This window comes from Emticicia agri, from assembly GCF_004168285.1.
In the GTDB taxonomy this organism is placed as follows: domain Bacteria; phylum Bacteroidota; class Bacteroidia; order Cytophagales; family Spirosomataceae; genus Emticicia; species Emticicia agri.
Map to the genome: position 1 here is coordinate 150989 of NZ_SEWF01000004.1, position 13302 is coordinate 164290.

The window sequence follows — 13302 nt, forward strand, 5'->3', positions numbered from 1 at the left end:
TTATACCATATAAATGAAACTACTGCTAAAATACTGCTGTATTGGTGTATTCATTTGGGTTTCGTCCAGTGCCAAAGCACAGGAAATAGCAGTTGACAGAAATTTCAGGTACCTGAACCTGAGCCCACAAGTAGAAATAGTAGAAGATAAAAGTAAACAACTCACCTTCGAGCAAATTCCTCAACAGAAATTCACAACTCATACCAAAGAATCAATCAATTATGGGTTTACGAATGCCTATTACTGGATTCGGTTTCGCCTGAAAAATAACGATTCCATTCCCCTTTCTCTCTTATTGGAATCTGTTAATGTGCACCTGAACCGGATTAAATTCTATTATAAAAACAGTAATGGTAAATGGCAATATCTATTAACGGGCGACCATTACCCGTTTAAACAAAGACCTGTCAATCATCCGCATTTTGTTTTTCCTGTTAAACTGGCAAGTCAGGAAACAGCAGAATATTATTTATGGGTTGATAAACATGGAGAGCAGATACAAATTCCTTTAGAGTTACATTCAGAGGCGCATTTTCAGGATTATTCCAACAAGCTCTTTATTTTCTTTGGGTTGATGCTGGGCATTACAGGTTTATTTGTCATCGTCAGTTTTTTTCTTTTTGTTTTCTTTCGTCAGAAAATCATTCTTTTCTACTGGCTATATACCCTCTCCATGTGGATTTTTATGATAGCACAACCGGGTCTGGGATTCCAGTATGTATGGCCGGAAGCCACCTGGTGGACGAGTACGGCTCGCCCGACTACCCTTAGTTTTTTCTATATTTTTTCATTGCTTTTCACCCGGCAGTTTTATCCTGATTTACGCAGAATCCGTTTTTTAGATTTAACCACCAAAGGGTTTATTATCTTGCTTTGTGTATTTCTGCTGCTATTTCTTTCACAAAATCCGGCATTAGGGCTTTTCAAAAATCATTGGTATAATCCTGTTTATTATGAAGGCCATGATTTACTCATCGCAATCAAATCGCTTACCATACTCATTTTAATTATTCTCTGGTGGATTATCGGGATTGGTATTTATTTCTACGTTCGCACACGTGAAGCTGAGAACTTATGGTTTACCTTTGCCTATTCCATGATTTTTGTCGGCGGTACGGTTGGGATATTTATTTTTTTGGGCTTATTGCCCGACAACTTTATTACGCATAATCTGTTTTTTGTTGCTAATCCTTTAGAAATCACTATTATGTCGGTGCTTTTGGCAAACCGTTACCGAAACGTACACAAAGACAATAGCAGGATTACTTCGGAACTGGCAGACCAGCGACAGAAGAATGCCATTCAGCTATTGGAAGGACAAATGATTGAGCGCAGGCGTTTATCGCAGGAACTACACGATGGCATCAGCCTTATATTAGCCAATATCCGCCTCCGGCTTTCGATACTGACCCAGAAAAATCCATCACCTGAAATGAGTGAATTAGTTGAGAAACTTGGAGAAGTGGGGCAGGATGTGCGGCAGTTTTCACAGGCACTCTCGCCTGTTATCTTAGAGAAGTATGGGCTTACACATGCCATTGAAGAGTTGGTAGAAGCCACAAAAACCAGTCAGTCTAAAGTGAAAATAGAATTCTCACACGATTTGAGTGACGAAAACGTTTTGCCGACCTTAATCAGCCAGACCTTGTATCAGATTACTTTAGAATTACTCAATAATACGCTTAAACATGCACAGGCTACTCATGCCCAGATTAGCCTGCATGCCAACAAAAATCAGATAGTATTGAAAGTAGCCGATGATGGGCTGGGTTATGAAACCACCAGTAAATCGGGGGGTATTGGTATTCAGAACATCAGGGCACGCACCCAGTCGTTGAATGGAAGATTTATTATCAGTCGTCAGAAAAAAGGAATGTTGCACACGGTTCAGATTCCGGTTCAGACCAAACTGTTTTCATAAACAAAACGTACCAAATCGGCATTGGTATGTAGATTAAGTTTTTTCAGAATATTTTTTTTGTGCGAATGAACCGTATGCTTGCTGATATTTAAAGTGTCTGCTATCTGTTTTTCTATCAGCCCGTTTACTATCAGTTGCATTACCCGTTTTTCCTGTTCTGACAAAGAAGCTAATTGAGAGAAATTATCGGTTTCAAAGGCAACAATCTTATGATTTTTTCTGATAGATTTACTTAAATAGATACTCCCCTCTGCAATGGCACTCAATGCCTCCGACCAGTCTATCAACGTAGCATCTTTTAGTAAATAGCCATCTACCCCCATTTCTATGGCTTTTTTTACCAGTACTGCGGTCTGGTAAGACGAAAAAATAAGAATTTTCAGGTGCTCGAACCGGCTCTTCAGTTCAGGCACACTATCCAGGCTATTCTTCCCACCTAAATTCAAATCTAAAATCAGAATAGAGGGTTGTGTGTGCATACATACCGTAATGATTTCTTTCTCTGAAACCGCTACACCAACAATTTCATAGTCGGGTAACTGGCTAAAGAGCAGTTTTACCCCATCAAATACAACGGGATGGTCGTCGGCTATAACAATTCTGACAGGTGCTGGCATAGATAAATAGCAAGAGGTGGTATGATATAATTTCTATTTCCAGATTTCATTCTTTATTTTTACACCAATATAAACACAATTTCTCAATCAACCGCTTTCTTATGAAATATACCCTGACCGCTATTCTTTTTCTTGTTTTTTTATCTCTTTCAATCCCCGATTGCCTGGCTGCCTCACCTGCTCAGTCTGAGGGTTTAAAATGCGAATATCTTATAAATCCGTTGGGTATTGATAACCCTGCACCACGCTTTACATGGCTGATAACCGATAACCGGAAAGGTGCCAGACAAACGGCATATCAGGTATTGATAGATACTGATTCAATGAAAGTAGTGAACGAAATGGCCGGAGAATGGAGCACAGGTAAAATAGTTTCTGACAACAATCTGGTGGTGTATAAAGGAAAGGCATTACAGCCATTTACCAAATATTTCTGGAAAGTGATTGTGTGGGATAAAGACGGGGCAAAAGCAGCAAAAGCGCCTGTAAACAGTTTTGAAATGGGTATGATGGAGATGAAAAACTGGAAAGGTGCCTGGATAAGCGATAGCCGTGATGTAAAAGTTAAACCTGCCCCTTATTTCAGAAAAACATTCACTACCAATAAAAAAATTAAATCGGCACGGGCTTATATAGCGGCCGCCGGATTATATGAATTATACCTGAACGGACAGAAAATCGGCAATCACCGCCTTGACCCGATGTACACCCGTTTCGACCGTCGTACGTTGTATGTAACGTATGATGTAACTGCGGCTTTGCAGAGTGGCAATAATGCTATTGGGGTATTGCTGGGCAATGGCTGGTATAACCACCAGTCAACAGCCGTATGGTATTTTCATGAAGCACCGTGGAGAAACCGCCCTACTTTTTGTCTTGATTTACGCATTACTTACGAAGACGGAACCGAGGAAGTGGTTTCGAGTGGCAAAGGCTGGAAAACCGCACTAAGTCCGGTTATTTTTAATAGTATCTACACAGCCGAACATCAGGATGCACGGCTGGCCAAAGAGGGTTGGAATACCCCGCAATATGACGATAAAGACTGGGCTGATGTAATTTTCAGAACGTCGCCCTCGCAGAATGTGGTAGCGCAGGCAATGGTTCCGGTAAGAAATGTAGAGAAAATACCTGCCCAAAGCCTGAAAAAGCTCAATGACACTACTTACCTGTTCGACTTAGGTCGCAATATTTCAGGTGTCAGCGAATTAAAAGTAAAAGGAGCGGCAGGTACTGTAGTGCGCCTGAAACATGCCGAACGCTTATATTCGAACGGCTCGGCTGATATGTCGAATATTGATATTCACTACCGCCCTACTGATAACCAGGACCCTTTTCAGGTAGATGTATATACCCTGAGTGGCAAAGGTGAAGAAACCTTTATGCCGCATTTCAATTACAAAGGTTTCCAGTATGTTGAATTAACCTGTGCTCAACCGCTTGAATTAACCAAAGAAAGTCTGACAGGCTATTTTATGCACAGCGATGTAGCACCTGTAGGACAGGTTACTACCTCAAACCCTACCATGAATCAAATCTGGTGGGCTACCAATAATGCCTATTTATCGAACCTGTTCGGCTACCCTACCGATTGCCCTCAACGCGAGAAAAACGGCTGGACAGGCGATGCACACATAGCGAGTGAAACAGGTTTGTATAATTTTGATGGCATTACGGTTTATGAAAAATGGCTGGCCGACCATCGGGACGAACAGCAATCAAATGGCGTTTTGCCGTCGATTATTCCGACAGGTGGTTGGGGGTATGAATGGGGAAATGGTCCCGACTGGACAAGCACGATTGCCATAATTCCGTGGAATGTTTATCTGTTTTATGGCGATACAAAAATACTGGCTGATAACTACGAGAACATGAAACGCTATGTAGATTATATTCAGACTATTGCGCCAAAATACCTTACCACCTGGGGCCTGGGCGATTGGGTACCTGTAAAGTCAAAAACACCTGTTGAATTTACCTCGTCGGTTTATTATTTTGTTGATGCCAGTATTGTAGCCAAAGCAGCTAAACTTTTAGGCAAAACCACCGATACCGAATATTATGCAGGGCTGGCGCAGAAAATCAGAAACGCCATTAATGAAAAATATTTAGACAAAGATAAAGGCATTTACGGCAGTGGTTTTCAGACCGAACTAAGTGTGCCTTTACAATGGGGCATTGTGCCTGATGATATGAAAGCGAAAGTAGCCGCCAGCCTTGCCGAAAAAGTAAAAGCAGACAATAACCATATTGATGTAGGTTTGTTGGGCACAAAAGCTATTTTGAATGCCCTGAGTGAAAACGGTTACGCTGATTTGGCCTACACGGTTGCTTCACAAGAGACGTTTCCGTCGTGGGGCTGGTGGATTAAAAACGGGGCAACTACCCTCTACGAAAACTGGCCGATAGATGCGAAATCAGATATTTCGATGAACCACATCATGTTTGGAGAAGTTGGCGCATGGATATATAAAGCATTGGGCGGCATTAAACCGGACGAAAGAATGCCGGGTTTTAAGAACGTATTATTAGAACCCCATTTTGTGAAAGACCTGGCAAGTTTTGAAGCCAGACATGATAGCCCATACGGCACAATCGTTTCCGCATGGAAAAGAACCGATAATGCCATTGCTTACAATTTTACTGTTCCACCCAATGCGACTGCCACCTTGCGTTTAAATATTGCCACCAGTCAGCAGGTGTATGAAAATGGGAAAGAGGTCCGAGGAAGTGTAATTAAGGGCGAAGATGGTAATACTAAGACAGTGGTGTTTATATTGCAGGCTGGGGCTTATGGGTTTGAGATAAAATAGGTTGTTTAATGGTTTTGTGGAAGCTATTAAATGGCAATAAATAGTCATTTGATAAGGCTTTTGCCAGCTCAACCCCTCACCCTAAATCCCTCTCCCCAACTGTGGGGAGAGGGACTTTATTCATTCCCTCCCCATTGTTGGGGAGGGTCAGGGTGGGGTATTTTCTAAAGGTGAGGCAATTTCGATATTATTTGGTGCGAAAAACTTTTGAAACGTCTACTTACGCCTCATCTTTAGTAGTACGCACCAGATTGATACCTGATAGAAAAAAGACCAGACCAAGAAGGCCGTAAATAATCAGTGATTTAATATTCTTTGCACCGCCCGAGGCGTTTACAAAAATAACTGCTGCATAAATAAGCCCAACAATGCCTAACACAGTAAGCAATGCGCCAAAAGTTCTTTTAAGATTCATATATTTAAATTTTAAAGATTATGTGGTAATAAATAGCCTGATAACTCTGGTTATCATACGTTTTCTATAGTTGTACATATTGAACAGGCACATATAAAAGACCTATCTATTATTTGCAAGTAAAAACCTAAAAAAAGTGTGCCACGCTATTGTTATTTTCATGTCTGTATAAAATTATCTCAAAAGTCTCAGCGCATTAGTCTCTTCTTCCGGGTTTGTATCTAAATTCCCGCAAATTACTTTAACAATTCTTATACATTCAGCGTATATACTGTATATTCACGCTTACAATATTGAAACACACCTATACCTACTGCTGTCAATAAAATTCCAATTTAAGCACGCTTAACTTTTATGAAAAAAACCAATGAAGTTCTGTTCTATCGGGAGAGCATAGATGCACTTTTCAAACAATTTAACACTTCACAAGCCGGCTTATCAGCCACAGAATCAGGTAATCGTTTACAGACTAACGGTTACAACGAATTAGAAGAGAAAAAGAAAACACCGCCCTGGGTACTTTTTCTGAATCAGTTCAAAGATTTTATGATTGTTGTGCTGGCGGCGGCAGCCATCTTATCGGGAGCTTTTGGCGATTTAACCGATACCATCATCATTTTTGTGATTATCATCCTCAATGCCGTAGTGGGTTTCATTCAGGAATTCAGGGCCGAAAAGGCGATGGAAGCCCTGAAAAAAATGAGTATTACCAAAACACAGGTTATCCGGGACGACAAACCCCACGAAATTGAGTCGAAAGAATTAGTACCGGGCGATATAGTAGTATTAGAAGCAGGCAATGTAGTCCCTGCCGATATACGACTCTTTGAGGTAAATGCCCTGCGCATTGATGAATCATCTTTAACGGGCGAATCGGTTCCGGTAGATAAAGAAATAAACGAGTTAAAAAAGGGCGATATTCCCTTGGGCGACCAGTTAAATATGGCTTTCAAGGGAACACTGGTTACCAATGGTCAGGCCGAAGGACTGGTAGTGCGTACAGGGATGAATACCGAACTGGGCAAAATAGCAGGGCTTTTGCAAGAAAAAGAGGCCGTTACACCTTTGCAGGCACGTATGGCCAAATTCGGCAAAAACCTGTCTTATATTATTCTGGGTATTTGTGTAGTACTTTTTGTTTCGGGGCTGATACGTGGCGAAGAGCCTTTCAAAATTCTGCTTCTGTCGGTAAGCCTTGCCGTGGCCGCCATACCCGAAGCCCTGCCTGCCCTTATTACAGTAGCATTATCAAGAGGGGCTTCAAGGCTGGCCAAGCAGAACGTATTGGTAAGAAAACTGCCTGCGGTAGAAACATTGGGCTCGGTTACCTTTATTTGTAGCGATAAAACCGGAACGCTGACGCAAAATAAAATGCACCTGTCTGAAAAACATGAGCAGGAAATTGAAACGCCGGAAGAAGGTCTGTCGATGCTGAAATTAGGGATGTTACTCAACCATGAAGTAAAATTTGAAAAAGAAGATAAACCGATTGGCGAAGCTACCGAACTGGCCTTAACAGGGCATATCGTCGAAGAGTTGTCTTATAAAACCTTTAATCAGCTTTTCAAGAAATACAAGCGGGTAGGTATGATTCCATTTGATTCGGAACGTAAGTGTATGACTACCATCCATCAGTATGATAAGCAATATTTGGTTATCAGTAAAGGTGCCAGTGAAGCCATTGCCGAGATTATACCTGATAAAAAAGACGAGAAAATACTGAAAAAGATTTCGGAAGAATGGGCGCAGAGAGGAATGAGGGTACTTGCCTATGCCTATCAGATTTTAGATAAACTGCCTGAGAAAATTACGCCTCAGAACATTGAAAAAAACCTGATTTTTGCAGGATTAGCCGGACTGATTGACCCACCACGTGAGGAAGCAAAAGTGGCAATTGCCGAGTGTAAAACGGCCGGCATCAGGCCTGTAATGATTACCGGAGACCATCCGGCTACTGCACAGGCCATTGCCAGAGAATTAGGTATATTAGATGAAGGTGAATTTGCCCTTACAGGCGTTGAATTAGAGAAACTACCGGAGAAAAAATTCTTGTCGCAGGTAGAAGAAACAGCGGTATATGCCCGTGTTTCGCCCGACCAGAAGTTGCGCATTGTGAAAGCCTTACAAACAAAGGGGCATTTTGCTGCCATGACCGGAGATGGGGTGAATGATGCACCGTCTTTAAGGGCTGCCAACATCGGTATAGCGATGGGAATTAATGGTACTGATGTAAGTAAAGAAGCGGCGCATATGATTTTGTTAGATGATAATTTTGCTACCATTGTCAAGGCAATCAAAGAAGGCCGCCGGATATTTGACAATATCCGCAAGTTTGTCAAGTATATTATGACTTGCAATAGTGCAGAAATACTCGTGATTGCCATTGCGCCTTTTTTAGGCCTGGAAAATCCTTTACTACCGATTCATATTTTGTGGATTAACCTGGTAACTGATGGTTTACCTGCATTGGCTTTAGCGAATGAAAAAGCCGAAGCTAATATAATGAAAAGACCACCAAGAGACCCCGACCAGAGTCTTTTTGCCGACGGTGTAGGCTACCATATTATCTGGATGAGTATATTGATGGCGGCTATTACGCTCGGCACTGAGGCTTGGGCACTCAGCCATAAGCTTGAGCATTGGCAAACGATGGTATTTACAGTGTTAAGTATCTGCCAGTTGGGGCATGTGATTGGTATCAGAAGCGACAGGTCTGTTTTTCAGCAGAAAGGCTTGTTTTCTAACCTGCCATTAATCGGAGCAGTATTGCTGACACTCCTTTTACAATTGGCTGTAGTCTATATTCCATTTATGAATACCGCTTTTAAAACCCAGCCTTTATCGCTTCAGGAAGTGGGTATTTGTATAGGAATGGCCTCCGTAGTATTTATAGCCGTAGAAGCCGAGAAACTGATTAAACCTTTGTTTGTGAAGCAACCACAAACTGATATTAAACCTGAAACACCGAATATAAAGGACAAAAATTAGGGTAGGGTTAGCTGTCAAATAAAATCCCTGTTGAGACATCATCAACAGGGATTCTTTTTTATCAATCTATTTGTATTGAGTAAAGAGAAAATAATAACAGCTATATAAAACTTTAAACCACGGTGTTTCACTGTGTTTTGCCCTGAGTTTCACAGAGTACTTATAACTAAATTATGTTTAAGGCACTCTGTGTAACTCGGTGAATTTCACTCAGTGAAACTCCGTGGTTAATCATATCAGCTAATTTTGTCCACTTTCTTACTTCTTTCTCGGTAATTTTTCGTCACGCATTGCAGCATTGTAAACGAAAGAAGCGACAATGGTGGCTACCTGTTTCAAATCATCGCCTTGCAGGTGGTCGTATGAATCCATGTTCGTATGGTGTGTACGGGTGCTGTATTCGATTTCATCCTGAATAAACTGGAAGCCCGGAATACCCACGCCTACAAAAGCCAGGTGGTCGGTACCGCCTGTATTACGGATAGTAACTGTTTTAGCACCTAAATCATGGAAAGGCTCAAACCATTTGGTGAAAATCGGACGGCAGGCTTCGTTGCCTTGCAGATAAATACCTCTTACTTTTCCTGTGCCATTATCTATATTGAAATAAGCAGCTACTTTATCACCTTCTGCATTACTCTTTTTTGTAGTAGGGTCTGTAAAATGGTTTTTCACATAGTTTCTTGAACCATGCAAGCCTTGTTCTTCAGCACTCCATAAACCAATGCGAATGGTTCTGCGAGGTTGAATATTCAAAGTTTTCAGGATTCTCACGGCTTCAAGCATTACAGATGAACCTGCTGCATTGTCGGTAGCTCCGGTAGAACTTTGCCATGAGTCAAGGTGCGCACCTAACATTACTACTTCGTCTTTCAATGCAGGGTCAGTACCTTTAATTTCAGCCACTACATTATAGCCTTGTAAATCCTGCGTATAGAATTTGGTTTTAACATCAATCTCCATTTTCACCGGAATACCCGCTTTAGCTAATCGGCAAAGCGACAGATAATCTTCGGCCGCTAACATAATATCTAACAGGTTTTCAGGATCTGATGCTTTATAAGAACCACCGCCCGATACAAACAAAGTACCGTCTTTACCCCTGTTGCTCATGCTTAACAAGGCCAAAGCACCCTCTTTCTTCGCCATTTCTTTTGTTTTGGTCGAAAGCAGCGTGCTTCTACGCATAGCGGCCATCATGCTTCTGAAAGCGGTGTCAGGCTGAGAACGGGTTTGAGGTGCATCATTGGCCATTTTCTCCAACTCTTCATCTGTATAACGGCTTGCATCAGCTTTGAACGATGGCGTAATTTTATCGCTTTTGTATAATAAAATAATCTTGTCTTTCAGTTTGCCTTTGTAATTTTCAAGGGCTGTGGTGTCGGTTTCGTCAATCAAAAAGATTTCGGCTTCTTTTAGTTTACCTTTGGTTCCGGCTGTCCATGTTTTAGGATAAGCAATCAACGGGCGGTAATAAGGTGCAGTCATGGCAAGGTAGCTTTTTTCTAATTCCCAGCCTTTACCAAATTCACCCCACGGTTCCAGTTTGGCGTCAGTCAAGCCCCATTCAGTTAGTTTACCTTTAGCATAATTGGCGGCACGCATAAAACCCGGTGAGCCTTGTAGTCTTGGGCCGCTTACATCGGTAAGATTGAAAGCGATGTCCATTACTTTAGAATTGTTTAAGCCTTCCTGACGGATTTTCTTCACCATTTCGAGGTCAACTTTTTCATCCTGAGCGCTAAGCCCCAGGGAAATACAGAAGAGGGCAATTACTGGAAGTAATTTTTTCATGAGGAGATGTTTAGTTTGTTTGAGTTATTACAATTTGCTTTGGAATGCCTAAATATAAATATTACTACACTTCTACACAAAATATTGAGATTAATGTAGCATAATATGCGATTAATCAGGCTTAATAACTGATATAGAAAAAAGTACTATCAGGCCATCACCGCCAGCATATCAAATATTTTTTCCCCTGTTACCTGTTTTCCCTGTATGGTTACATGGTTTCGGGCTTCCTGTTTCGAAATGCCTTTGGAAAGCAATCGCCAGGCAATGTCACCATTAATGGTTACTTGGCACAGTGGTTCAACCGCATTTTCCTGTACTAAAAGCCATTGGTTGCCATTATGATACAGGTTCCATACTCCCCCACCGTCTCCAGTTACTTCAAACTGAATCATATCGCCTTCGCTCCCTGTTTCATTGCGGTAATGGTGGGGCAAGGCCCGCATGGAGGTTTCAAGATGTGGCCAGTAAAATTCTTTGGTATAAAGTTCGTTTTCCTTGCCCACAGCCAGTCTGATTTGCTGTTGATGATGCCACTTTTCGGTATATTCCCGAGCCACATGAAACCATGTTTCAGATTCTTCTTCACCTGCCCACGCTACTGAAAAGATAGCCTTATCGAAAGGATTCAGCGTACTTATATAATCGCAGAATTGTTTTCCGGTAGAGGTTAATAATTCTGTTAAAACTTTCGGGCTCATTCTTTTCATGGCTATTACCCAATCGGCATTGAGTTTATTCAGATAATTGATTAAATCCTGATACGAATGAATGTTTTCAGGCTGAACCCCAAAATACCCGTCTCTTGCCATAGAAAGCGTACGGATATTGATATCTAACAAGTGAACGGCTATGTCTTTTACTGTCCAGAGTGGCGCAATGGTTCGTTTATTCCAATCCTCGTCTGATAGCGATTGTAAAACCTCTATCAGTTTTTCATCAACTTTATAGAATAAGTCAGTAATAAAAATGGGTGCTAAAGGAGTCATGTCGTAAATAGATTCAGTGGGGGTTCAAAATTTCGAACCCCTACATGGGTACAAATTATGTAGATGTTCTATTCTATCTCGAAAAATCTAAGTCCTGAAAATCGAAGCTGAAATCAGTAAGGGGAGAAATGGCTTTCATTCTGAATCCTGAACCTTTGCCATTATTATCGAGGTCAAACATTACATAGGCATCGGCATCAAGGCTACGGTCAACCCATTTCACAATATAGATATTGCCTTTGTACGGGAACATTTCGCCATTCAGTAGGTGTGAGCGTTTAGAGGTAAACCATAATTTGCTGTTTTTCATGGCAATTTCTACATCACCAAACCATTTATCATGATAAGTACCTGTAAACAGACTGTTGTCTGCCTTTACAGCACTTTTTTGCTGAGCCTCAATATCTTTCCAGATTCCGTCAGTAATTTTTTTGGCATTGGCCAGTCCTTGTGCTACTCTATCGCTGTTTTCTTTGAGTCTGTCAATCCCCTTTACACCCAGATAACTGTCTTTAATGGTATTGGTAATAGTAACAAAAGCCGCTCCTTGCTGTTGATTCGTAAAAACAATAATACCTAATTTCATTTCGGGTATCAGCGTTACCTGCGTTACAATACCAGCCAGCCCACCTGTATGCGTAGCTTGTTTATAGCCTTTCACATCGCTCAGTCCCCAGCCCAGCCCATAGCTTGAAAAATGTGTATTATATGAATTTGTACCCCGTACCGGAAGAATGGTCTGTGGTGTCCACATTTCGTCGTGTGCTTCTTCGCTGAATAATTGTTTGCCGTTGCCGTATTTCCCGTTATCCATCTGCATAATTATCCATTTACTCATATCCGTAATATTACTATACAACCCACCTGCTGCATTGGCCACCTCGCTCCAGTCTCTTCTGATTACTTTTACTACCCCATCAACAGGTGCGTGCGGGTCAATTACATTCGATTTATCTTTTAATCGGCGGAACGAAGTAGCCGTTTGTGTCATGCCTAAAGGCTGAATGATGCGTTGCTCAATAAAATCTTCCCATTCCATGCCTGATGCCCGTTTTACTACTTCTCCGGCTACTATATACAACAGGTTATCGTAATCATACTTGGTTCTGAAACTCGACACAGGTTTCAGATAGCGCAGGTTATGAATAATGTCTTTTTTACTGAAATTATTAGAATCAGGCCAGAACATGAGGTCTCCGGCACCCAAACCTAAACCACTTCTGTGTGTAAGCAGATCTTTAATCGTAAACTCTTCAGTTACGAAAGGGTCATATAGCTTAAACTCCGGAATAAAATCACGGACTTTGTCGTCCCATTTCAGTTTCTTTTCGTCAACCAGCATCCCTAATGCGGCAGAAGTAAATGCCTTGCTATTGGAAGCAATGCCAAATAAAGTATTTTCATCTACTTTCTGTTTGGTATTGAGCGACCGTACCCCATAACCCTTGGCATGAATCACCTTGCCATCTTTTACTACTGCTACCGCAATGCCCGGTACATCAAAAGTTTTAAGGGTTCTTTCAACAAGGTTATCAATTTCGGCTGAAGTAATTACCTGCGCCTGACTGTTGCTGAGACAGACAAACAAGGATAAAAAAAGTGTCAGGAGTAGTTGAGGTCTTTTCATAAAAAACAAAGCGTTTGAAGGTTTTTGAGAAGTGCATTATCTTTAATGACAAAGATTATCGAAAACAGGCTAAATAGCAAGCAAATGAGGGTAAAGGCTAAAGATTTTCATATTGCGCTAAAAGAACTCACAGAGAAT

The 13302-nt window shown here is 41.4% G+C and carries 8 protein-coding genes; 3 read left to right on the forward strand and 5 right to left on the reverse strand.

Annotated features, from left to right (window positions below; translation table 11 throughout):
• Positions 1-13 precede the first annotated feature (13 nt).
• Entirely contained in the window at positions 14-1921 is a 1908-nt protein-coding gene (locus EWM59_RS03880; RefSeq protein ID WP_130019635.1) for a sensor histidine kinase, read from the forward strand.
• Here the strand turns inward: EWM59_RS03880 and EWM59_RS03885 are convergent.
• Positions 1900-2538 carry a LuxR C-terminal-related transcriptional regulator gene (locus tag EWM59_RS03885; protein WP_130019636.1) on the reverse strand — a complete coding sequence of 213 codons (639 nt, stop codon included), beginning with the start codon at positions 2536-2538 and terminating at the stop codon, positions 1900-1902. The two genes, EWM59_RS03880 and EWM59_RS03885, sit on opposite strands and share 22 nt — an antisense overlap.
• 101 nt (positions 2539-2639) lie before the next feature.
• Between EWM59_RS03885 and EWM59_RS03890 the strand changes: the two genes are divergently transcribed.
• Positions 2640-5351 (forward strand): alpha-L-rhamnosidase, encoded by a 2712-nt coding sequence (locus EWM59_RS03890; RefSeq protein ID WP_130019637.1) that lies wholly within the window; start codon positions 2640-2642, stop codon positions 5349-5351.
• 220 nt (positions 5352-5571) lie between these two features.
• On the opposite strand, the gene EWM59_RS03895 is transcribed toward EWM59_RS03890, so the two are convergent.
• Positions 5572-5766, reverse strand: a complete 195-nt coding sequence (locus EWM59_RS03895; protein WP_130019638.1) for a hypothetical protein — start codon at positions 5764-5766, stop codon at positions 5572-5574.
• A 354-nt stretch (positions 5767-6120) separates the two neighbouring features.
• Between EWM59_RS03895 and EWM59_RS03900 the strand changes: the two genes are divergently transcribed.
• Positions 6121-8754: a cation-translocating P-type ATPase gene (locus EWM59_RS03900; protein ID WP_130019639.1), complete on the forward strand. Its 2634-nt coding sequence runs from the start codon at positions 6121-6123 to the stop codon at positions 8752-8754.
• A 258-nt stretch (positions 8755-9012) separates the two neighbouring features.
• Here the strand turns inward: EWM59_RS03900 and EWM59_RS03905 are convergent, their stop codons facing one another.
• From EWM59_RS03905 to EWM59_RS03915, 3 genes are all read right to left on the reverse strand, one after another.
• A complete protein-coding gene (locus tag EWM59_RS03905; RefSeq protein ID WP_130019640.1) occupies positions 9013-10548 on the reverse strand; it encodes a M28 family metallopeptidase in 1536 nt (511 codons plus the stop codon).
• Between the two features lie 149 nt (positions 10549-10697).
• Positions 10698-11537: a maleylpyruvate isomerase N-terminal domain-containing protein gene (locus EWM59_RS03910; protein ID WP_130019641.1), complete on the reverse strand. Its 840-nt coding sequence runs from the start codon at positions 11535-11537 to the stop codon at positions 10698-10700.
• A 73-nt stretch (positions 11538-11610) separates the two neighbouring features.
• A complete protein-coding gene (locus tag EWM59_RS03915; protein WP_130019642.1) occupies positions 11611-13164 on the reverse strand; it encodes a serine hydrolase in 1554 nt (517 codons plus the stop codon).
• Between the last annotated feature and the right edge of the window lie 138 nt (positions 13165-13302).